Consider the following 23,175-nt stretch of genomic DNA (forward strand, 5'->3'; position numbering starts at 1 on the left):
TTATCTGCACGTTTGTACAGCTCTTCTTAACCACACGCGTGCACATCTCTTCTTAACCGCACATTTGCAAGTGGCGTTTACTGCGGAACCGTGAAGAAGGTGTTCGTTCTTGGCGGTGCATTTATCGCCGTTATCGCGTGCTCACCGATCCGTGCCGGCTTCGATCTCCTCCCCTAGGAGGCTCTCTCGCCGTCCACTCCGAAACTATCCACGATGGCACGCCTCACGTACTCGACAGCAATGCGGTGCAGCACGTGGATAACGTGAGCTTCTTACCTGCCCCGTGGATGATGCGGCCAGGGCCACCCCACGTCGAGCCGATTATCATCGTGCCCGCCTTCGTGAATGCTCCGTTGGCCAGCCTCGAGGAAACCGCCGCGTAACAACGATACGGCGCCGACAAAGAACGTCGGCAGCTAAATGCGGACTATGCCCCGCTATCCAGATCACCTATCAGAGTGCGGGTTACCTCGTGGGAGGGATTGTCGAGAACCTCGTCCCGATTGCCGATTTCCACGATCTTGCCTTCAGCCATGACCGCAATGCGGTCGGCGACTTGGCCGATAACGCCAAGGTCGTGGGAAATGAACAGCTGGGTAAGCCCGCGGGACTGCTGTAGCTCATCAAGCAGATCAAGAATCTCGGCCTGGACCGTGACGTCAAGGGAAGATACTGGCTCGTCGGAAACAAGGATTTCTGGCTCGGTTGCCAACGCTCTGGCAATTGCAACGCGTTGACGCATGCCACCGGAGAGGTGAAGGGGACGGCGATGCACGGTCTCGTGCGCTAGGCCCACGTCGTCAAGAAGTCCGTAAACCTTCTCCTTCGTGGCCTCGCTAGCCCTCTTCCACGATGGTTCGCCGCCGAGAGAAACAGCATCCGCGAGAATCGAACCAACGCGGGTACGGGGATCGAAGGACGACAGTGCGTCCTGGTAGATGATTGAGATCTTCGACCGGCGCTGACGCCGTTCCTGTTCGGGGATATCCGACCAGGGCTCGCCCAGAAGCGTGACTTCACCTCTTGTCGGGGTGTCGAGTCCCAGGAGGAGACGAGCAAGGGTTGTCTTGCCCGAGCCGGAGGCCCCGACAAGCCCAAGAGTCTCCCCCTTTTCCAGTGCCACACTTACTCCGTCGACCGCGTGACGGTCAGGTAGAGAACCCTTGCCGGGGAAGATCCGGACAAGGTTTGTTCCTTGAAGTACGGCCTTGGCAGGAGCTCGAGCCGGGCGCGTTGCTCGCATGGGGACGGATTCGATGAGCTGGCGGGTCTTTCGATGCTCCGGTGCGGTGAGCACCCGGCTCGCCGGGCCTGATTCCACGATTTCCCCGTCCATCATCACGGACACATCGTCGGCGATCTGTTCGACGATGGAGAGGTCGTGAGTGATGAGAAGGAGGGCCTTCCCCTCGTCCCGCAAGGAACCCAGCAGGTCAACAATGTGACGCTGAACCGTACGGTCAAGAGCCGTGGTCGGCTCATCCGCAATTATGATCGGCGGGTCGGCCGCGATTGCTGCGGCAATGAGCGCGCGCTGGCGTTGCCCACCGGAAAGCTGTTCGGAACGCTGGCGTGCTCGGTGCTGCGGATCGTCGAGCCCGACCTTGGTGAGTAGCTCTACTGTGCGGAGCGGAATATCAGCGGGCTTGGTATCCGTGGAGAGCCGCAGAGCATCCCCCACCTCCCGGCCGATAGGACGAAGCGGATCGAGCGAGACAAGAGCATCTTGGAGGACGAGGCCGATGTCTCGGCCCCTGGCCTTCGTCCAGGTTCTGTTCTTCGCGTCGATCATCTCCTGATCGTTCAGGCGCAAACTGCCGGTCACCGAGGAACCGGTTCCCGCCAAACCCAGGAGACTCCGGGCGGTGACGGATTTACCTGAACCTGATTCGCCGACGAGGGCGAGGCATCGTCCGGGGACGAGGTCGAAGGAAACTTTGTTGACCACCTGGCGATCGAACGAGACCGAGAGGTCGCTTACGGAGTAGATCGGTTCCATCATGCCCTCCTCGACGCTGCGGAGATCGCTCGTGACAGAACAGTTGTCGATACGGCGGTCAGGATGATGGCGAGGCCCGGGAAGAAGGTTAACCACCAGGCGCTCGAGGTCAGGTAGGTGCGACCAGCATTCATCATTGCTCCCCACTCGGGCGACGGTGGTGATACGCCAAGGCCAAGGTAGGACAAGGATGATGCCCACACGACTCCCTGGCCGATGCCAAGGGTGGCGATGACAAAGAGTGGGACGACCAGGTTCGGGAGGATCCTCCTGCGGAGGATCTGGCCCGGTGTGCGGCCGAGTGCACGATCCGCCTCGACGTAGCCGGAGCGAGCAATCTTTACCGTCTGGGTGCGGATCATCCGGGCGTATCCGGGTGCGGTGGCCAGGCCAACGGCAATCGTGGATGTGACAACGCCGGGGCCAATGGCCGTGATGAGGAGGAGGGCGAGGACGATGCCGGGGAGAGCGAACAGAACCTCGATAAAGCGGCTGAGCGTGAAGTCGAGCCAGCGGGGACCGAGTGCAGAACCAATGCCGAGAATGATGGCGAGAATGAGACCTATGCCCGTGGCTGCGACGCCGATGACGAGGGAATCACCGGTGCCGTGAACGAGGCGGGTAAACGTGTCTCTCCCCGACTCGTCGGTACCGAACCAGTGCTCCGCTGATGGTGCCTGGAAGCCGGAACCGGGATCAACGGCGAGCGGATTGCCGGGAGCAATGAGTCCCGGGAAGAAGACACAAACAAGAAGCAGGGCGATAAACGCGGCGGACAGCCAGCCTCCCCAGCCGAGACCGGCACGGGACTTTGTTTTGGCAAGAACCGGGACGCTCATGCGGCCTTCCCTACCCTCGGATCGACAGCGGCCTCAACGAGATCAACGACAATGGTGACAAAGCAGTAGACGGCCGCAATCACCATGAGAATTCCGATAACGAGCGGCATGTCCCGTACCCCGACGGCAGATAGCAGGGTCTTACCGATTCCCTGGCGTGCGAAGACTTCTTCCACCACAACGGCACCGGACATGAGCGAGCCAAACGCCCATCCGGCCAGGGAGATGGCGGGGAGGATGGCGTGGCGGAGCAGGTGGCGGCGGAACAGGCCGATGGTGGTTTCACCGCGAGCACGAGCGGAGACCGCAAACGGCGCCTCCATCGCATCCATCATCGATTCCCGCATCACCTGCCCCAGGAAACCTGCGGTGGGTAGTGCGAGCGTGAGGGCTGGAAGCACAATTGAGATTGGGTCTCGGGTACTGACGGGAGGGAGGACACCCAACCAGGTTGAGAAGAAGACAATGAGGACGATGGCAAGCGCGAAGTGCGGGAGCGCAGCCGAGACAACCTCGATCATGGAGATGATCCGCCACGGGAACCTGCCAAAGACGCTGATGAGAGCCATGACAAGAGCGAGGGCCCAGGCGAGACCGAGGGCCGCGAAAGCCAGCGTCAGGGTTGCGGGCAGCTGCTCGGCAATGACGTCAATGACGGGGTCGTCGAGCGAGAAGCTGATTCCCCAGTCGAGAGTGAAGATCGACTTCAGTTGGATGAGGTACTGGATGACGAGGGGCTTGTTGAGACCGTGGGTTTCGATCGCTAGCGCCACCGCCTCATCCGAGGCATTGGAGCCCGGGCCGAGGATCGCATCGACCTCGTCGCCGGGGATCGCCTTCATCGCTAAGAAGACGATGGTGGCTACGGCCCAGAGGACAAGAATGAATCCTCCGAGCCGTAGTCCGGTCGCTTTCGCGACTCGTGTCACTCGTTAATCCAGGCGTCAGCGAACCACGGAGTCGACAGGTTTGTCTCGAGCCGCAGCCCCTGGACGTCCTCGGAGTACAGAACGCGGGTCTGCCAGTCGTACAGCGGCATGACATAAGCACCGTCAACAATAATCTGCTGAGCCTGTGCGTAAAGATCGGCGCGCTCGGCCTCATCTGTCGTCTGGTTCGCCTGTTCCAGAAGTGCATCGAGCTCATCGTTACGGACGTTGATGTTGTTGGCGTGGTAGCCAGACGGCGCGGGTTCGATGCCGTCGGAGTGGAAGATGATACGCATCACGTCGGGGCTTGACTTGCCGTACGGGGCGGTAATCGCATCGAATTCCCAGGCGCCGGCCGCCGCGTACCAGGAGGCCAGATCCATGGGATCGATCGTCACATCGAAGCCGACCTCGCGGGACTGGGCCTGAATCTGTTCGATGAGCGACTGCTCGGCAGGGATTGACTGGTGCGTTGAGACGGGGATCCGAACGGTGAGCCGTTCGCCGTCCTTGGTGCGGATGCCATCCTCGCCCATCTCCCAACCGGCCTCGTCAAGCAGTTCGTTGGCGATTTCCTGATCGCAGTCGAACGCACCATCGTCGTGGCTGGTGCCGTGCGGGGTGCTGGAAGCAACCATGCTCGTCGACCGCTCTACCGTCCCGAAGAACAGCGTTTCGACACCCGTTTCGATATCGGAGGCGTGCATGAAGGCCTGGCGGACAAGCGGATCGGAGAAGGTGTTGCCGCCGGTGTTGAGCTCAAGGCGGGTGGAGGCACCGGAGCGGACACCAAGCAGGTCCTTGATCGGGCCGTCGGAGGCCCGGGCCTGAGAAATCGTGTCGGGTTGGGCCGAGTCGATGACGTCGACTTCACCGGCCTGAAGGGCAGCATAGCGGGAGGTAGCATCCGGCATGAACCGGATCTCCAGTGTCTCCAGGTAGGCGGGACCTTCGTGATCGGCGGTGGCGGGTGCGCTGTTGTAGTTCTCGTTGCGCGTGTAGGTGATCGAGTGCTGCTTGCTCCATTCGGAGACGATGAACGGGCCGGTGCCGACCGGGGATTCGCAGTTCTCTTCCATGCCGCGCTCCATGGCGGTCGGTGACTGCATGGCAAGCCAGGTCTGTGCGAAGGATTCCATGAGAGCAGCATCCGGCTCGGTCATGTGGAACACGGCCGTGTGAGCACCGACAGGCTCGACCGATTCGACGTGCTCCAGGGCCAGGTAACCGGTTGAGGACTCGGTCGCAGGGTCCTGCAGATGCTCAACGTTTGCCTTCACTGCCTCGGCATCAAACGGGGTTCCGTCGGTGAACTCAACATCCTCCTTGAGCGTGAAGGTCCAGGTCATGCCGTCTTCGGACATCTCCCCCGACTCCGCAAGCCACGGCTCGATCTCGCCCTCTTCCGTCATCGTAAACAGCGACTCGGTGACATGAATACCCGCGATCTGCTGAGGCATGTTGCCGCCAACGTGAGGGTCCAGGCAGGTGGGTTCGGCGTCGCCGGTAGCGAAGGTGAGAGTGCCACCGTCAATGGGCTCTCCCCCGTTGCTTTCGCCATTATCCGTTTCGGATGAACAACCCGCTAGAACAAGACTGAGTGCGGCAACAAGTGGAAGGGCCGTGGAACGGCGGAAGCTCAACATTCGATCACCTTAGGAGCGCCGGGTGGACGCACAAACTCTGTGGATAATACGGCTCTCATCTTAGATTGAAAATCCAACAAAAATCACGGTTGCCCACGTTATGACCTCTTGCGTGGCGAGCATCATATGTGTACATGCCCGAGAGTCCAAATTGGTCACGGGCCGCACGTCGTGGAAGGGGAGGAAGCAATTTGTCGCGGACGAGTAGGACGAGCGGCTTGAGCACTCCCAAGGCGCACGACCTATCCAGGCCGCATGAAGAAAGTAAGCATCGCTCAAAGAGTGTCCACATCCTCCGACACGCCGATTCGGACACGCTGAGATAGATCGAGGCAATTTCGCCGGTGAGAGTGCTGGTGAATCCGTCAGGGAAACGCCGACAAAACGCGAGAGGTGAGCCCTCCCGCTTGCCCTTCCTGCCATCGCCGACTCCCGCGCATAACCGTGAGAACCCGAAGGGCAGCATGCGCGTAAGTGCGTTCTAGCGCCAATTGCGAGCATTTTTCCACGAGAGACGGGGTTTCATTCACAAGCCTCCAACAGCAAAGTGAACAGATTTAACTCTAGACGGCCATAACCCGATGTAAACGATGTACACAGTGCCTGATCGGAAACAAGTCGACCTGTCATGAATGTTGACGTACCTTAAATGACATATACATGGCGGAACTTAAGTACTACCATGATGTGAATTCAGTGACGAATGAAAAGGATGATCGGCACCGTGAAAGCTTTCGTCGTGCCCCGTGCGATGAGGCACGATGCTGAGGGATGTGAGGACATGAGTGCAGACGAGAGCCCAAGGGAGAGAAAAGCGAGAGTTATGGCCGGACATTTGGACCGGCTCGATCGATTGCGCCGAATATTAACACTGAGGTCGGCGATGACGTCGGCCCATATGAGAATCATGTGGCTGTTTACGGATGGCCGGACGCGCACGCTCAAGGAGATCGCCGAAGGTCTCCAAATCGAACAGTCAACCGCAAATAGACAGGTCAACGGCGCCTTGGAGAAGGGGCTGCTGTCACGAACCAGACCGGACCGAAGAACCGCCTACCAGTTCAAACCAACCCCGGAAGGCCGGGACCTTTACGAACGTAGCCTCGAATACGCCCTCGATGTTTATCGCACGGCGCTCGAGGCCCTTGGGCCGGACCGGCAAACATTCGAAGAGGGCATGGGCGCCTTCATCGACGCTTTTGCCGACTGCCTGGGCGCAACCGATGCCGAGGGTAACGTAACGCCCCACTCCCCCGTTACCGTCAAGTGGTGACGCCGGAGTTCTACCTACCCGTCATAAGCCAAGCAACAACAGAAGGCCGCTCACCATCCCCGCACGGCGCGGGAATGGAAGGCGGTCTTTCTGCATACCCGTCTTCCTGACTGCAGGTTGTTCATGACCGCCGAGCTCCTTCCCGAACGCGGCCTGTCATGGGGGTATGGCGAGGCCCAATATGGCCAAGTGAGGGCAATTCATACGCGCGGCAGAGACTAGCCCTGCCCTATGTTGTTCAGGAGAGTGTGCAATTTGGGGAGTTCACCCCGTCTGCAAGGCAGCCTCGCGGTTACTTCGGATAACCGATTCGATTACCCTAACGTGGTGACTCCTCTGAACATTCGCATTAGCCTGCCCATCACAATTCTGTACCTTGTGCTCGGTGCAGTGTTTCTGAGCATCGCGATCTTTGGCGACCGGCCGATCTACTTTTTCGCCGGCCCGATCTTCCTCATCCTTGGTTGCCTCGTTCGGTTCATCCCGACAGTTCAGATCAGCCGCCACGAACTGAAGGTGAAGACACCGATCGGCATCACGACCGGCACCTACCCCGTTCGCTTTCCGGGCGACCTTGCCTTGGTTGACGGCAAGCTGTGGCACGTACCGACAAACTCGAAGCTCGTCTCCCTCAAGTTCGGTTTCGACAAGAACGACCTGGCCAAACTCCAGGCCCAGCTCACGGGCACCGCCGGGGCGCCCCCAACCCAGGGCGGTCAGCAGGGCTGGCAGTCATCGGTCGGCCAGCCTCAGCAGCCGGTCGCCGAACATCAGGGCTTTTACCAGCAGGTGTCTTATCCCACCCACGGTGCTTACCAAGGGCAGGGAACGTATCCTCAGCAGGCTTCGTACCAGCAGCCTCCAGCCCCGCATGGCTACTCCCCTTACCAGCCCAGCCCCCAGCAAGCACCGCAGTCTGGTTGGCAGGCGTCGGGAACCGGGCTGGGGTCGGAGCATTCTCCCCAGAACGACTATCGGTACATGCCTCCCCAGGGTCAGTAACGCTTCACCGCGAACCAATGCATTGGCTGACACAATCGAATGGTTCCTAACCGGCGCGGTCGTATAGGTGGCCGCACCGGTTTATCTTGACACTTGTTCTGGGCGCCGTTTCAGCACTCGATTCACAATCCAGTAGCCCGGGAGGTTTGCCCTTTGCTCCCGATAAGATCGGGCGAGGAGGCATGGAGATGAACGAATTCAGTAACGATAATCGCGGAGGCACCGGCACTCTCACGGTGATTGCCGGGCCAATGTTTTCCGGCAAGTCGGCTCGCTTGCTGGAGATCGTGAAGGGCTTTGCAGTTCACGAAAAGATCGTTGCTGTTTTTACTCACGCCATCGATACTCGCCGCGGGATTGGTGATATTTCGACGCATGATGGTCGGTCGATCCCGGCGATACCCGTAACCCAGGCCCGCGACATTCTGCCGTTCGCCGAGGTCGCGGAGGCCGTGGCAGTTGACGAGGCACAGTTCTTTGGAGCGGAGCTCATGAATGTGGTAGACGCACTCCTCGATCGAGGCGTCGATGTCGTGGTCTGCGGCCTGTCGGTCACGTTTGACGGCAGGCCGTTCTCGCCGATTCCGGAGCTCATGGCAGTCACCGAGCGCGTTGAGAAGCTCACAGCGGACTGTTCGGTATGCGGGGCACCTGCCTCCTTTCACCAGCCCGCTTCCAACCAGGACTTAGGCGATCCTCTGGAGATTGAGGAACGTCAGGTGGGTGGCGCCGAGGCCTACGAAGCCCGGTGTCGACGGCACGCCACCAGGCAGTAATCCGCTCCTCCGTCGCACCTGAGCAAGGTGAATCTTCGTCGCCCGGCGAGACCGTCCTGCGGCGCAAGTAGCTTTCGGCTGTCCGGTGGCACATCGTTACCGAGTCGATTATGAGTTGGCAGTATCGACGGGCAGTGCCGGGGCACCCTTGGGGCGCTCCGGCACTGTTTCATTACACTCCTCGTTCACGGCACTTCGCGAGTTTGTTAAGCCTTCAACCTGTACTTCAAGTTCTTTGGCAATATCGTCGATACTGCGCGAATGCGGTTCTGCCTGTCCTTCTGCCATCGTCTCCCTCACCTGTCGGATGATGTCTGCGCCCCGTGGGGCGTACTTCATAGGAACTTTTCTTCCGGTCACGTGACCGGCCGGGCGGTGGGAGGCCCTTCCGGCGGTGAGCATCCCCGCCTCCCGGAGGGCCCAGCGCCTTCCCTCCTATTACCTGGGGTTACCGTGAGTGTTCCCGCGTCATAACCTGGGTTCAGTCTGAACGTTTCCCGTAGAGGTGGCGAGCATCACCTGGTGAATTCTTTACTCTCCTCCAAGCGCTCACGCCCAGCGGAAAGCTCTCTTCCCGAGCATCCTGTAAACCCCTCAGTTCCCATTCCGGCATAGGTTCACGCTTAGGTACCCCGGATCTCTGCGTACGCCCTGGCTTCGACCCCTACCCGCTAGTCTTGCGGTGTTCCAAGATCGCGTAGACCGGTCCAGCGCTTGCGCAGGAGATGCGCAACGGCCTTGGGCTTCCGATCGCAGGTGAAGGCGCTCTTCTTGTTACCGTCCACGCGGACGATCCCATGTCCGGTTTGGAAGTCGGCAAAGTTCCACAGGTGCTCGCCCTGCACACCGGGGTGGAGGTCGAACAGGCCGAGATAGGCTTCGACGATCTCGACCTGAAACTCTTCCGACCACATGGCTCCGGTAAGCGAGTGAAGGCCCGCAACGGTGGCGGCCCCGAACTCTGTCGCGATGATGGGCTTACCGTACGCTTCCCAGTCGGTCAGCTTCTGGTCGAGAGCGTCAATGCCGGAGGGATGTGGCCGGTTTGCGTGTACCAGCCGTAGTACCGGTTGATCATGAGTACGTCGCAGTATGTGGCCAGCCGGTCCTCGGAAGCCGGCGAGAACTGAACGTTCACATATTCGACGGGACGCGTCGGATCCAGGCGGCGGGTGAGCTCAAAGAGGGGTGCGAAATAAGCTTCGGACTCTTCCGTATGCGATTCGGGTTCGTTCGCAATGGACCACATGACGACACTGGGATGGTTCTTGTCCCGCGCAACAAGTTCTGACAGGTGTGCCGCATGAGCTGCCTGCGTTTCTTCGGAAACATCATCCGGTCCGAACACCCTGTCGATCTTCGCACCGAAGGTTGCACCCACAACTTTGTTCATTCCGACCGCAGCGGCCTCGTCGATGACGACGACGCCGTGCTCGTCCGCATAGTCGAGAACCTCTTCCGCGTACGGGTAGTGGGAGGTTCGGAGCGAATTCGCCCCGATCCACGACAGGAGTTCGAAGTCGTGGACCATGAGGACATCACTGTGGCCCCTGCCGATCGTGTCGTGATCCTCGTGCATGACGAACCCGCGGAAGTAGAACGGTTTCCCGTTGATGTGGAACTCGTGCTCCACGACGTCCACCGTGCGGATACCAACCCGAAGGGTGCAGGAGTCGATAACGTCATCGGCGTCGCACACCTCGATAAGGAGGTCGTAGAGCCCTCCCTCACCGAGTTCCCACAGGGTTGGGTTCTTGACCTTGATGTCGAACGTATATTCCAGGCCCTTCGCATCAACACCCATCGAATCGGCTCGCCCGGCCTCGGTACCGTCGGGTCCGAGAAGTGCGGCGCGGAGTGTGAGCAGTGACGTTTGTGTGCCAAAGCCTTCGGGAAGGACGCGATGTCTGTATTCGTCTGCGTCGTGCACGTTGGAGATTGATGCCCGGCACGACACGAGGCCACGGACCTCGGCGTCGGCTTCACTTTTCTCAATGTCAGTGACAGCCGTAATGTCATCGAGGTAGTTGACGGAGGTGGAGTAGAGCCACACCCGGCGATGGATACCGGCATAGTTAAAGAAGTCGTGCATCTGCCCCTGCACCGGGCCGTACGCGGTGTCTTCAACGTAGCCGGGCGGAATAGTATGCCAGCGCAAGCGGTTGTCGATCCGGACTGTAATCCGTACTTCTTCGCCGGGCGCAACAAGATCGGAGACATCGGCTTCCAACGGCAGGTAACCACCTTCGTGCTGTGCCACATGGATATCGCTAACCCAGACATCTGCTTTGTGGGTGGCCGAGTCGAAGCGGAGAACAACAAGCTGATCGTGCCAGCCGCGCGGCTCCCGAACGGTCGTTTGGTAGAAGACGGCACCAACTATTCGTGGAGGGCGCGTCCCGGCACAATGTCGTTGTAGCTGGCCGGCACCGGCATAAGAAAAGCATCGTCGAGCGGCCGACCGAACCACCTCTGCTCCTCCCCTACCTCATCCGGATCGGCCTTAAACCTCCACAAGCCCGAGAGGTCCTTGCGTTCACGAGTGGGCGTATCGAGCGGCTTGAGCATGGTGATCCTTCCCTCGCCACCCAGCCTAGGCGCAAGTCATCGCGTTGGCACGGGGGTCATTCGCTCAGCGAAATCGAGTGCAACTTGCTTGGGCAGGTACGCCCAATAAGCAAAGCCCGCACCCAGCGCCACGGAGGAGGCAATAGCTGTGGAGCCAGTCCGATCGGACTGGCCCTACTCGTTCGCCCATATTCTGATTCGCTGACCATCAGCCAGCTCTCTTAGCTGCCCCGCACATCGTTACTCACAGGCACAGAGAATCGCCGCTGATACTGGCCAGCTATCCGCCGGTGATTGTCATGGTCTTAACGCCGGTCTCGTCGACCTGTTCGCGGGTAAAGGCCCACGGCAGGGTTTCACCTTCCGCCCACATAGCAAACTGGTTGTCGACATTGTGGGACCGGGGATGACCCGAAGTGCCCGAGGAAATGATCCAGGTGGCCGCGTCCAGGTCGGACAGGTCAACAACCATTCTCATGGAGGGACCCGGACCCACTTCGTAGTCAACGAGGCCATTCTCGTCCACCGTAGGCGAGAAGCCGTTGGCGTTGGGAATGGAGGAGCTACCCGGAATGGGGAGCGGATCGCCGTTGAAGTAGTTGCGAACAATGCTCGGGATAGCATCGCCTCCCATGACGGAGTGCGTCGGGGTTTCGACGTGAATCTTGCCCCACTCCCACTCGTCCATGTCCTCTCCCATCTGTTCGCTCAGGTCGTGATCCATGGCTTCCAGGGCAGCGACCATGATGGCATCGCGGTCCTCCACGGCCTCGGTTGACGGGTTGTCCCACCACTCGCTATCGGCTTCCAGTCCGGCAAAGAAGATCAGGTACCTGGTGGAGTTTGTGGCACCAAAGCCATCGATGCGTTCACCGAGAGTGAGGTCCATCAAATGCGAGTAGGCGGATGACATGATGGCGGCACCGGCCTCGTCCGTAGCCGCATGCGCACCGTTCTCGAGCCAGGTGGACAGAATGCCCTGCGCCTCGGAGAGCCGTTCACTATCAGTATCAACAGTTGCAAAGTGCTCGGCAAGCTCCTGGCCGTACGGGGACTGGTCGAGAAGCATGATTTCGTTTGCTCGATCCACCGTGATCGGCGTACCCGCCTCGATGTCTGATTCGATGGCGTCACGAATCGCCTGTGCACGGTATCCACCATCGGAATAGCTACCGAGGTACGGGCCAAGATCGGGGGGCGTCACCTGCTGGTTGGCAGGAACAATGAAGCCCTCCGCGGGGTCGAGCGAAGCTGGCATGTCGTCCGCACCGTAGTAGCCCTGCCAGTCATAGGACGAATCCCAGCCCGGCCGCGGCCACCTGCCATCGGCACCCAGGTTCTCGGGCAGTTGCGCCTGCTCTAGGTCACCATCGGCGTCACTGACCTCAGGGCGGATCGGGAACAGACCCGGCGCCTGGTATCCAATATGACCATCGTTCGTCGCGAAGACAATGTTCTGTGCGGGAACCGCGAAGGCTGCCGCGGCCTCCGCAACCTCGTCCGCATTACTCGCTCGATTGATCGCAAAGATCGCATCGCCCGTCGTGCCGGGCTTTAACGCAGTCCACTCGAGTGCAATCGAGAAGTCACGCGGAGCATCCGGCAGGGAGGCGGTTCGATCATCTGAGATCAGCAGATCGGACACGATCGGTCCGTGGACGGACTCGCGTACCTCAACCTCGAATGAGTCTCCACCAGCAACATTGAACGTTTCGGTCCGGATCTCGTACTCAACATCCTCGCCGTCACGTTCGTACGTTGTCTCCCCCGTATTCTTCTCGACAACAAAGTCTGTGACGTCCCCGCCAAGGTTAGTTAGGCCCCAAGCCAGCTCGGAGTTGCGGCCAATGATGAGGCCGGGCATCCCAGAGAAGGAGAAGCCGGTCGCATCGTACGTGCAGTCTTCCGTAATCTCCACGCAGTGCAATCCAACCTGGTACCAGACCGACGGATAGGAAATAGTCAGGTGCGGATCGTTCGCCAAGATCGGCATACCCGACTCTGTGTACTCGCCCGAAACCACAAACGAATTCGAGCCCACGCCGCTCCCCCTGCCCAGCATGATCGGCATCGCATCAAGGGTCTCTTGAGACTCGAAGACGAGCGCAGAGATCTGAGCCTCCGATTCCGCTCCGGCGGCGCCCCCTGCTGATAAATCTCCAGCTTTATCGGCCGAGGCATCTGAACCTGATTCATCGGCCGATGCCTCTGGATCTGCAACATCAGCCGAATCCGTTCCATCCGCAGTGTCAGAACCTGCCGTCTCCCCAGCGACGAGCGGACGAGCTTGCGCTCGCGGATAGGTGTCTCGCGGTTGCAGATTCGTGTCGTCACTACCGGTGAGAATGGGATCGTGGTCGCCTGCCGAGAAGGCGGGGAAGAGCTCCTCGACAAGCTCGGTGTCACCAATGCTGTCGTAGGCGACAACCCTGGCAACCTCGTCATCGAGGTTGTTCTTCAGGTCCCACGCCATGGCCTTCAACCAGGCAAGGGAGTCGATGCCAGTCCAGGGCTCGATATCGGCCACCGGAACCGACAGGGAAAGGACCGTGTATTCAAGGCCGAGTTCACCGGGTGAACGATCTGCAATGTAGGCGTTCACACCATCGGCGTATGCGGTGTAGTAGGACCGCGACTCCTCGGTGATGAGGTCCCACTCTTCTTCGGCGAGCTTCCGCCATCCCATCGAACGGATAACGACGTCGGCTTGCTTCGCTTCGTCCACGTCACCAACAAGCTCGGTAAGGCGGCCTCCGGTCATGTGGCGTCGGTAGTCCATTTCAAAGAATCTGTCCTGGGCGTGGATGTAGCCCTGGGCTCGGAACAGATCCGCATCCGTCGTGGCATAGATGTTCGGGATTCCGTATTCATCCCGAATGATCTCGACGGTGCCATCGGCACCTTTGATAACGTGCTCGCCCCCGTGGGTGGGAAGCGATTTGTTGAGCGTGACAATGAGGAAGCCTCCGCCGAAGACGACGAGGGCAACGAGTAAAGCGAGGATGGCAACTGCGACCTTTCGGCCGAGTCTGCGCGGTAATGATTGGGACATGTAGCACCTTGGTAAAACAACGTTGTGGTCGAACCATCCTAGGACGAAAGGCCCGTTATTGGACCGTTTCCCGCGGTGAGTCGGCGTCGAGTTGCGGTGGCGGCTACACCGACCTGGCACAATGGTGCATACCGCACATGGCAAGAGCATTGCCATTACGCCGCAACACATGGCAACTTGTTGCAGAAACTCGTGTGCTAAACCACGCTATTTGGTAAGACCTACGACAAAGGAGTCCGGACATGACTATTTCTAAACCTGCTCCATCTTCCGCCGATATCGGTGTCACCGGTATGGGTGTGATGGGCCGTAACCTCGCCAGGAACCTTGCCCGGCACGAACATCGGGTCGCCATCCACAACCGCACCGCCTCCAAGACCGAAGATGTCATGGACCAGTTCGGTGACGAAGGTACCTTCGTTCCCTCTGAATCTCTCGAGGATTTTGTTTCGTCGCTGACCCCGCCCCGCGTCGCGATCGTCATGGTCCAGGCGGGTGCAGCAACCGATGCTGTCATTGATGATCTGGCTGACCTGCTGGACGAAGGCGACATTATCGTTGATGCCGGGAACGCACTGTTCACGGATACTCGCCGCCGCGAGGCCGCCCTGAAGGAGCGCGGCCTGCACTTCGTTGGCTGCGGTGTTTCCGGCGGTGAAGAGGGTGCGCTTTGGGGTCCGTCGATTATGCCGGGCGGTTCCGCAGACTCGTACAAGCGGCTTGGCCCCATGCTCGAGTCGATTTCCGCTCACGTCGACGGCGAACCGTGTTGCACCCACGTCGGTGAGGACGGTGCCGGTCACTTCGTCAAGATGGTGCACAACGGTATCGAGTATGCGGACATGCAGGTCATTGGTGAAGCCTACGATCTGCTCCGCCGCGGCCTTGGCCTCACGCCCGCAGAGATCTCGGAGATTTTCGCGGAGTGGAACAAGGGCGATCTTGACTCGTATCTCATGGAGGTCTCCACGGAGGTTCTCCGCCAGGTGGATGCTGAAACCGGCAAGCCACTCGTTGACATCATTGTTGACCAAGCCGGCCAGAAGGGCACCGGCATGTGGACCGTCCAGACGGCCCTCGATCTTGCTGTTCCCGTCACCGGTATCGGTGAAGCAACCTTCGCCCGCGGCCTGTCCTCCGCCGTTGTACAGCGCGACGCCGCCGCCGATTTCGAAGGAATTGCCGACGAATGGAATATTGCGGACCGCGACGCCTTCATTGAGGATGTTCGCCAGGCTCTCTACGCGTCGAAGATCATTGCTTACTCGCAGGGATTCAACGAGATCCAGGCCGCGGCCACCGAGTATGGCTGGGATATTAGCCTTGCCGACATGGCTCGGATCTGGCGGGATGGCTGCATCATCCGTGCCCGCTTCCTCGGCGATGTCACGAAGGCTTACGACAAGAACCCGGAACTTCCGCTCCTCCTCGCCGATGAGTACTTCTACAACGCCGTGAAGACGGCACTGCCGCACTGGCGCAGGGTTGTTTCGCTCGCAGCGCTGCACGGCGTTCCTGCACCGGTCTTCTCGTCCTCCCTGTCGTACTACGACGGGGTGCGGGCCGACCGCCTCCCGGCTGCCCTCATTCAGGGTCAGCGTGACTACTTTGGCGCGCACACGTACAAGCGCGTGGACAAGGAAGGCACGTTCCACACCCTGTGGGCCACCGAAGAACGGGGCGAAGTCGAATCCTAAGACTCTCCGTGGTGGGCCGCACGGCCCACCACCCCATTCCGTTGAATCTCAACTAAATAGCTCCAAGAGGAAAACCCACGCTCGGCTTCCACCCGGGGTTCAGCTGCACCGCACGCTATTTCAAGCTCGGGAGCTTTATTCAACGGGACTTATAAATTTTTCCATTCTCTATCTGCACATCCACTTCCCAACATGTAGAGGTATTCAATGAAACTCCGTGAAGATGCTCGCTGGTCCATCGTCGTACCGACATCGATCGGCGTCAGGATCACACCCGAAAACCGTCAGCCCGTCCACACCACCGACCGATTCTTCATGCATGCGACGTCGGCAGAGACCAACGTTGCGTCCGTGTCGTCGTACCTGGGTGAGCCCACGAAGGTTCTGACGAACTTCGTCGAAGGCTCCCCGATCTCCGCCTTCATTCAGGCTGATCTCCGTAAGCGCGGCATGGCATTCGAGGGCCCCTCGCTGCCGCAGGGCGACGCCTGGGGGTACCGCCACCAGTTCAACGTTGCCGACTCCGGTTTCGGTGGCCGCGGCCCCCGCGTCTGGAACGACCGGGCGGGCGAGGTCGGACTCGACCTCGATGCCGCAGATTTCGATCTAGATCGCATGTTCAAGGACGAGGGCGTGAAGATGGTCCACCTATCCGGTCTCGTTGCCGCTCTTTCCCCGAAGACCTCGAAGTTCTGTGTCGAGATTGCGAAGAAGGCCAAGGAGCACGGCACTGCCGTTTCTTTCGACCTGAACTACCGCGCTTCCTTCTGGAAGGGCCGCGAGGAAGAGCTCTCCGCAGCGTTCCATGCGATCGCCGAGCAGTGCGACATTCTCTACGGCAACGAAGAGGACTTCCAGCTCTGCCTGGGCATCAAGGGACCCGAGGCGGGAGGCAAGGACATCGATGAGGAGATCGACCAGTTCAAGCAGATGATCGGCCGCATCCAGGAGGCCTACCCGAAGGCGCAGTACATTGGCACCTCGCTCCGTGAGGTCGTCTCCGCGAACCACCACCGCTGGGGCATGATCCTCTGGGGCGAGGGCGAGTTCAACGTTGCGCACCTTCGCGACATTGACGTCCTCGACCGTATTGGCGGCGGCGACGGCTCGATCGGCGGCGTTCTCTACGGCATCCTGCAGGGCTGGGAACCGGAGAAGTGCATGCAGTTCGGATGGGCGACGGGCGCACTTGCGGCAACGTCAATCACCGACTTCGGCGCACCGGCCGACGAGGAGCAGGTCTGGGCCATCTGGTCCGGCAACGCACGCGTCAAGCGGTAAGCACACATCAACCAGAGGCTGACATAACAGGAAGAGGAGGGGTCCCGTGGCGCTGCCCCGGCACCCCTCTTTTCCACCCTACGGACTTCCATCATCCACGGACTTCCATCATCCACGGACTTTCGTCAACCATGGGCCTCCGTCAACCACGGTTTTCCGTCCGTCGCAGTCCCAGCCCCGCAAATCGTTCCCATCATGGTTCGTTTCCGGGCCGTAGGTGAAGGCGAGTTCAGCAATCAAACATGTATCGTGCCTTCCCCGGTCAACAGCGGCCCGCCCTTCGAACCAGATCCGCGACCAGAATGGGTTGGACCACCACGCGCCACCCGCGGCAACGACCTAGACAGGGTGGCCACCTAAACAAAGCGGTCTCCTAAACAAACCGGCCAACTCGACAAACCGGCTACCCAAACAAACCGAATACCCATACGAACCGGCCTACCCGGCAGGCACAGAGAGGTGCATTATGACGAAGCTTTATCCCGGTATCCCCGAAGCGATTGGCATCGGTGGTCCCGATACGACGTTGACGGATGATGAGATCCGCAGTTTCGTTACTGAGCAACTGGGTGACTACGACTTCGATGGCAAGCGCGTGACGCTTGTTGTCCCCGACGGTACCAGGCATGCCCCGGTTGCAAAGCTCGCCCATATGATCCGCGATGCTCTTGGCAATCGCCCAAAGGACGTTCGCGTTGTCATCGCTCTTGGCACCCACGACAAGATGAGTGAAGAGGCTATCGGTGCGCTCATGGGCTACGAACCCGGGCATTTCAACGACTCTTTCCCGGGTTGGCAGATTTTCAATCACGAATGGTGGGATGAGGACACGTTCGCGAATCAGGGAACCATTCCCGCCGACAAGATCAAGGAACTATCGGGCGGACGTCTCGAGCGTGAAATGGTTGTGCACGTCAACAAGATGGTGGTTGACACCGACATCACCTTTATTCTCGGTCCGGTGCTCCCCCACGAGGTTGTTGGTATCTCTGGCGGCAACAAGTACCTCTTTCCCGGGCTTTCGGGTCACGACGTCATCAACATGTCGCACTGGGTGGGTGCTCTCATCACATCCTTTGAGATGATCGGCTCTCGCGGAATCACCCCCGTCCGTCAGATGATCGACGCGGCAGCATCGCTTGTCCCGTCAACGAAGATCATGCTTGGCATGATCGTGAAACCGGGCGGCGGCTACGACCTGCACTACGTCGCCTTCGGCGATGTTCACGCGGCCTGGGAGGCCTGCGCACAAGTATCTGCGGACGTGCACGTCAAGTACGTGGAGAAGCCATATCGGCGGGTCGTGTCCATCATGCCGACCATGTACGAGGACATGTGGACGGCAGCGAAGGGCTTTTACAAGCTCGAACCGATCGTCGCCGACGGCGGAGAGCTCATCATATACGCCCCGCACATCGACACGATCTCCCACATGCATCCCGACATCGTCAAGATCGGCTATCACAACCGCGACTACTTCGTGAAGCAGTGGGACAAGTTCGAAGACAAGCCCTGGGGTGACCTCGCCCACTCGACACACTTGCGGGGCAAGGGCACCTTCGACCCCGAAACCGGTACCGAAGAGAACCGCGTGACCGTCACCCTCGCCACGAAGATCCCTCGCGATGTCGTCGAGTCCATCAACCTGTCTTACATGGATCCCGAGGACCTCGACTTCGAGGCCCTAGAAGCCGATCCCGATACCTTCGTCGTCCCGCACGCCGGTGAACTCCTGCACCGCGTCGAAGCACGCGAAAGGTAGTACTCAAGAGAATAGGTGCCGGCAAACTTCTCAGCAATCTGTCCGAGACGGCAACCAGTTGCACCGCTAGGACGAGCAACTACACCGGCCAGTATCCATAAAAGCAGATTGGGCGATGGCAACAACTGGCAATGTTGTCATCGTGGCAACGAACATTGATGAAATAGACGCAAGAGAGCTTGACTTCACGCAAGGGAGCGATGACATGGCCGAATGGACACCGTTGTCGATGCGGAATGCTGACTGCGCCAGGTTTGCCCGCTTCCCTCGGGCTCACCGTCGAGGAGGAAACGCATGACTAGTCAGATAGCGGCAACGCCCGGTTTCGCCCGCGATCTTCCACCGCACTTCGACGAGCTCGCCCAACGGGTCGCCGCCGAGGTTAAGAATGCTCTCGGCAAGGCACCGCGGCCCAAAATCGGGGTTGCCTATTCCGGCGGCGTAGACTCCGCTGTTCTCGGCGCCCTTGTCGCTCGCGCAGTCGGCCCCGATAGAACCGTTCTTCTCCTCGGCATTTCTCCATCGCTGGCAGCACGTGAACGAACCCTCGCCCACAGGCAGGCCGAGGAAATGGGTCTACAGGTGATCGAGGTTCCCACTGAAGAGATCAAAAACGCTGAGTACCGCAAGAACGACGTTGACCGCTGCTACTTCTGCAAGGACGAGCTCTTCACGACGCTGGATGACAGCGCGGCCGAGGCTCATGATCTTGGCGTAATCGCCTACGGCGAGAATGCCGATGATTCGAAGCGACCGGATCGTCCCGGCGGCAGGGCTGCTCGAGAGCATTCCGTTCTTTACCCCCTCGCCACCGCCGGCATCAAGAAGGTCCAGGTCCGGGAGATTGCCTCTGCTCTTGGCCTGAGCTCTGCGCTGAAGCCGGCAGCCCCGTGCTTGGCTTCCCGTATTCCTCACGGCCAGGAAGTCACGGCCGAGAAGCTTCATGCCGTTGACGTAGCCGAAGATGTTGTTCTTGGCGCGGGCTTCAGCGACTGCCGCGTACGCCATCACGGCACCGTTGCCCGTATCGAAGTGCCGACGGACGAGATCGGCAGGATCGCCAATGACGAGCTTCGTAGACACGTTCTCAAGGGTGTGAAGCAGGCGGGCTTTAGCCACGTCGCCTTCGATCTCAACGGCATCCAGTCCGGTGCTTTCACCATGCAGATTCTCTCCCGCAGACCGGAGGAAGCATGAGCAGTATCGCGAACCTTGACTTTGGTCGATACGAGCGGAGGGGTTATCCCGAAGCCGTTCTGTGCGACGGGAAGTCCCTTGACCAGTGTGTACATATCGCACGCACCTGGAGAGCAAAGGCCAATGAGGGCCTGAACCTGGGCACGGTCCTGTTCACTCGGATTACCGAGGACAAGGCCAAGGCGGTCACCAACATTTTAGATGGTGCGATCTGGCACGAGACAGCCCGCATGGTGGCGTGGCCGGGGGACGTACCTGAGCCAAGCGGAGGCAAGGTCATTGTTGCCTGCGCGGGCACGTCCGATCTTCCCGTCGCCCAAGAAGCAGCGCTCACCGCACGGTACCTCGGCAGGTCCGTGACCGAACTCGTTGATGTTGGGGTTGCCGGCCTGGACCGGATCCTCGCCCACCGCGAAACTCTCCAGTCCGCCCGGGTCATCGTGGTAGTGGCCGGAATGGAAGGGGCACTTGCTTCCGTTGTATCAGGACTCGTTTCTTGCCCGGTTGTTGCCGTCCCAACGTCGGTTGGCTACGGAGCGTCGTTCGGAGGCATCACTGCCCTTCTCAGCATGCTGAACTCCTGCTCCCCCGGCGTGTCCGTCGTCAATATCGACAACGGCTACGGAGCCGGACATCTCGCAGCGCAGATCGCAGAACCCCAGGGAGACACGCATGGCACCGCATGATCACGGCCACAGCAGACATTCCGACCGCGAGCACGCCCACTCTCATGGTCATTCTCATGACGGGGCTTCTCACGGAAGTCACTTGCACGGTAGTCATCCCCACAACCACGGTGGGTACTCTCATTCTCACGGCGAGTACAGTCGCGAGATTTCGACTGCCGACGGCCTACCCGTACCCGAGAGTCAGCAAATTGAGGCAACCGACCTTTGGGAAGGTGAAGCAGACCGGACTCTGTGGATCGATGCGAGCCAGGGCGCTTCTGGCGATATGTTGCTCGGTGCTCTGCTTGATGCTGGTGCCGATGCTGGTTCTGTTGCGAAGGTTCTTGAGCTCATCGCACCGGGCCTGCTCCACCTTCAGTCGCGGCACGTGGTCCGCGGTCCGTTCCGCGCGGTCAAGGTGGACGTCATTGCCGACGAGCCGAATCCCCCCGCCCGTCATCTCTCCGACGTCGAGGAGCTTCTGGAAGCTCCGGGAGTTCCCCGGCAACCCGGGATTTAGCAAAGGAAGCGTTCCACCTGCTCGCGGAGGCCGAGGCTCACGTGCACGGCGCAAGCATCGAGTCGGTTCATTTCCACGAGGTGGGCGCTCTCGACTCGATCGGCGATATCGTCGGCGTCTGCGAGGCAATCCGGACCCTCGGGGTGGAAACAGTCGTCACCTCAACCGTTGCGGTCGGTGCGGGAACGGTGAAGACCCAGCATGGTGTGTTGACGGTTCCACCACCCGCCGTTGCCGAGCTGGCGAAGGGCTGGCCCGTCGAGGCCGGCGGACCGGGGGATGTTGGCGAGCTCTGCACTCCAACGGGGATGACTCTGATTCGCACGCTGTCCGCTAGGCACGGGAACATGCCGGAGATGGTGGTTGAGGAGATTGGTGTTGGTGCCGGCACCAGAATCCGCAAGGACCGGGCAGGCGTTGTTCGAGTGGTGGTCGGCACCGCGGCGCACGATAGGACACCAGCTCACTCCGTGGCCGGTGCCGCCATTGATTTAGATTCTTCGCATAATCAGGTAACTGAACCCTCCTTTGAGCCGGACGATCGGGTGCATACGGTCGAGGCGAATGTGGATGATATGGATCCGCGCCTGTGGCCGAGTGTGCTTGATGCCTTGATTTCTGCCGGTGCGAATGATGCCTGGCTGACACCGATTGTTATGAAGAAGGGCCGGCCCGCCGACGTTGTCTCCGCGCTCTCGCATGAGAATAGCCTGTCGGCCGTCGTTGATGCGATGGTGGCACACACCTCGACGATCGGCGTGCGCGTTTCTGCGCCCTCGCACCGGAGGGTCCTGAACCGCAGCATTGTTCCGATCGACGTTGACGGGATGATGGTGCGGGTCAAGGTCTCGGGGTCCGAGGACGAGATCACGCACGTGAGCATCGAATTTGATGACGTCGCTCGGGTGGCTCGTTCTCTCGATATTCCGCAGCGCGAGGCACTGTCAATGTGTGAGTCTGTTGCCTGGTCGGCCGGACTCGTTTGCGGAAGGAGTATGCCGTGACGGACGCAAAGAAGCGTGTCACCATTTACGATGTCGCTAAAGTCGCGGGAGTCGCTCCCTCAACCGTGTCGCGAGCCTTCTCTCGACCGGGTCGTGTCAATGCCGAGACATCCCGCCGGATCTACGAGGTTGCCGAAGGACTCGGTTACCGTTCCCAGTCACCGGCCCGCCTGGATACGGGGAAGGTTTCGAAGATTCTCGCCTTTGTCGTCTCCGACATCAATAACCCGTTCCTCACTCACATCATGCGGGGCTTCCAGCAGGAAGCCAGCCAGCAGGGCTACACCACCCTACTGATTGACTCTCAGGAGTCCGATTCCGCAGAGCGCAGCTCTATTGAGAAGATCATTCACCTGGTTGACGGCGTTGTTCTTACCTCATCGAGGATGTCTGATTCGACGATCAGCCAGATCATGAAGGTCAAGCCCGTGATCGCCATTAATCGCGAGGTCCGCGGGGTTCCCTCCATTCTTCCCGACACTGACCGCGGTGTGCGCCAGGCCGTCGAGCTGATTGCCAGCCATCATCACAAGCGCCTGCTTTATCTGGCTGGCCCAGAATCATCCTGGGCCGACGGCGTACGGTGGCGGGCGCTCGCCGAGTCCTGCGATGAACTGGATATCACTCTCAAGCGCATCGGGCCCTATCCGCCCTCGCTCATGGGTGGCATTACTGCTTCCCGGGTGTGGATCCGGCAGCAGTCCTCGGCTGTCATGGCCTACAACGATCTCCTTGCCATCGGGTTCATGAAGGCCGTTCAGAACGCTGGCTTCAACGTTCCCGGCGACGTGTCCGTCATCGGCATGGACAACACGATCACGACCGCACTAACCACTCCTACACTCACGACCGTCGCTACTCCCCGAACATGCTGGGTGTGCGGGCTGCTCGCACTCTCATCTATCAGTTGCAGAACCGGTCGAAGCAACAACCCAAGACCGTGACGGTCCCCATGAACGTGT

Annotated in this window: 18 protein-coding genes and 1 pseudogene; 10 read left to right on the plus strand and 9 right to left on the minus strand. The window is 59.9% G+C overall.

Features of this window, described 5'->3' with window-relative positions:
• Positions 1-427: 427 nt before the first annotated feature.
• From nikE to EJ997_RS03605, 4 genes are read right to left on the minus strand one after another with little or no spacing between them, the layout of a single operon-like run.
• Positions 428-2,002 carry a nickel ABC transporter ATP-binding protein NikE gene (nikE, locus tag EJ997_RS03590; protein WP_126703375.1) on the minus strand — a complete coding sequence of 525 codons (1,575 nt, stop codon included), beginning with the start codon at positions 2,000-2,002 and terminating at the stop codon, positions 428-430.
• The gene (locus tag EJ997_RS03595; RefSeq protein WP_126703376.1) at positions 1,999-2,838 is read right to left on the minus strand and encodes an ABC transporter permease; all 840 of its coding nucleotides are present in this window, start codon (positions 2,836-2,838) and stop codon (positions 1,999-2,001) included. Before EJ997_RS03595 ends, nikE begins: the two co-directional genes overlap by 4 nt.
• Positions 2,835-3,767: an ABC transporter permease gene (locus EJ997_RS03600; RefSeq protein ID WP_206501793.1), complete on the minus strand. Its 933-nt coding sequence runs from the start codon at positions 3,765-3,767 to the stop codon at positions 2,835-2,837. Before EJ997_RS03600 ends, EJ997_RS03595 begins: the two co-directional genes overlap by 4 nt.
• Positions 3,764-5,413, minus strand: a complete 1,650-nt coding sequence (locus EJ997_RS03605; RefSeq protein WP_126703377.1) for an ABC transporter substrate-binding protein — start codon at positions 5,411-5,413, stop codon at positions 3,764-3,766. The genes EJ997_RS03600 and EJ997_RS03605 overlap by 4 nt, the downstream gene beginning before the upstream one ends.
• An 883-nt stretch (positions 5,414-6,296) precedes the next feature.
• Here EJ997_RS03605 and EJ997_RS03610 point away from each other — a divergent pair.
• From EJ997_RS03610 to EJ997_RS03620, 3 genes are all read left to right on the plus strand, one after another.
• Complete coding sequence (locus tag EJ997_RS03610; RefSeq protein ID WP_164719763.1) at positions 6,297-6,686, plus strand: MarR family winged helix-turn-helix transcriptional regulator; 390 nt, start codon at positions 6,297-6,299, stop codon at positions 6,684-6,686.
• A 327-nt stretch (positions 6,687-7,013) separates the two neighbouring features.
• Entirely contained in the window at positions 7,014-7,688 is a 675-nt protein-coding gene (locus EJ997_RS03615) for a hypothetical protein (RefSeq protein ID WP_126703379.1), read from the plus strand.
• Between the two features lie 182 nt (positions 7,689-7,870).
• The gene (locus EJ997_RS03620; RefSeq protein WP_206501795.1) at positions 7,871-8,464 is read left to right on the plus strand and encodes a thymidine kinase; all 594 of its coding nucleotides are present in this window, start codon (positions 7,871-7,873) and stop codon (positions 8,462-8,464) included.
• Between the two features lie 108 nt (positions 8,465-8,572).
• Here EJ997_RS03620 and EJ997_RS03625 read toward each other — a convergent pair whose 3' ends face one another.
• From EJ997_RS03625 to EJ997_RS03635, 5 genes are all read right to left on the minus strand, one after another.
• Positions 8,573-8,752, minus strand: a complete 180-nt coding sequence (locus EJ997_RS03625; RefSeq protein WP_126703380.1) for a hypothetical protein — start codon at positions 8,750-8,752, stop codon at positions 8,573-8,575.
• Between the two features lie 383 nt (positions 8,753-9,135).
• Positions 9,136-9,558 (minus strand): glycoside hydrolase family 2 TIM barrel-domain containing protein, encoded by a 423-nt coding sequence (locus tag EJ997_RS13735; RefSeq protein WP_323052640.1) that lies wholly within the window; start codon positions 9,556-9,558, stop codon positions 9,136-9,138.
• Positions 9,465-10,934, minus strand: a complete 1,470-nt coding sequence (locus EJ997_RS13740) for a glycoside hydrolase family 2 TIM barrel-domain containing protein (RefSeq protein ID WP_206501799.1) — start codon at positions 10,932-10,934, stop codon at positions 9,465-9,467. The genes EJ997_RS13735 and EJ997_RS13740 overlap by 94 nt, the downstream gene beginning before the upstream one ends.
• Positions 10,844-11,032 (minus strand): hypothetical protein, encoded by a 189-nt coding sequence (locus EJ997_RS13085; RefSeq protein WP_206501801.1) that lies wholly within the window; start codon positions 11,030-11,032, stop codon positions 10,844-10,846. Before EJ997_RS13085 ends, EJ997_RS13740 begins: the two co-directional genes overlap by 91 nt.
• Positions 11,033-11,312: 280 nt before the next feature.
• Positions 11,313-14,084, minus strand: coding sequence for a penicillin acylase family protein (locus EJ997_RS03635; protein ID WP_164719765.1), 2,772 nt, complete (start codon positions 14,082-14,084; stop codon positions 11,313-11,315).
• 242 nt (positions 14,085-14,326) lie between these two features.
• Here EJ997_RS03635 and gndA point away from each other — a divergent pair, with 242 nt between their 5' ends.
• The 7 genes and pseudogenes from gndA to EJ997_RS03675 all read left to right on the plus strand — a co-directional run bounded on the left by gndA (position 14,327) and on the right by EJ997_RS03675 (position 23,157).
• Complete coding sequence (gene gndA / locus EJ997_RS03640) at positions 14,327-15,781, plus strand: NADP-dependent phosphogluconate dehydrogenase (RefSeq protein WP_126703382.1); 1,455 nt, start codon at positions 14,327-14,329, stop codon at positions 15,779-15,781.
• A gap of 207 nt (positions 15,782-15,988) precedes the next feature.
• Complete coding sequence (locus EJ997_RS03645; protein WP_126703383.1) at positions 15,989-17,062, plus strand: PfkB family carbohydrate kinase; 1,074 nt, start codon at positions 15,989-15,991, stop codon at positions 17,060-17,062.
• A gap of 466 nt (positions 17,063-17,528) precedes the next feature.
• Positions 17,529-18,824 carry a lactate racemase domain-containing protein gene (locus tag EJ997_RS03650; protein WP_126703384.1) on the plus strand — a complete coding sequence of 432 codons (1,296 nt, stop codon included), beginning with the start codon at positions 17,529-17,531 and terminating at the stop codon, positions 18,822-18,824.
• A gap of 294 nt (positions 18,825-19,118) precedes the next feature.
• Entirely contained in the window at positions 19,119-20,021 is a 903-nt protein-coding gene (larE, locus tag EJ997_RS03655; protein WP_126703385.1) for an ATP-dependent sacrificial sulfur transferase LarE, read from the plus strand.
• Positions 20,018-20,707, plus strand: a complete 690-nt coding sequence (gene larB, locus EJ997_RS03660) for a nickel pincer cofactor biosynthesis protein LarB (RefSeq protein ID WP_126703386.1) — start codon at positions 20,018-20,020, stop codon at positions 20,705-20,707. The genes larE and larB overlap by 4 nt, the downstream gene beginning before the upstream one ends.
• A gap of 268 nt (positions 20,708-20,975) precedes the next feature.
• Positions 20,976-22,213: pseudogene (larC, locus tag EJ997_RS03670) on the plus strand (nickel pincer cofactor biosynthesis protein LarC).
• On the plus strand, positions 22,210-23,157 hold the full coding sequence (locus EJ997_RS03675; protein WP_126703389.1) for a LacI family DNA-binding transcriptional regulator: 948 nt from the start codon (positions 22,210-22,212) through the stop codon (positions 23,155-23,157). The pseudogene larC and the gene EJ997_RS03675 overlap by 4 nt, the downstream one beginning before the upstream one ends.
• The last annotated feature ends 18 nt before the right edge of the window (positions 23,158-23,175 follow it).

This window comes from Flaviflexus ciconiae, from assembly GCF_003971195.1.
Lineage (GTDB): Bacteria > Actinomycetota > Actinomycetes > Actinomycetales > Actinomycetaceae > Flaviflexus > Flaviflexus ciconiae.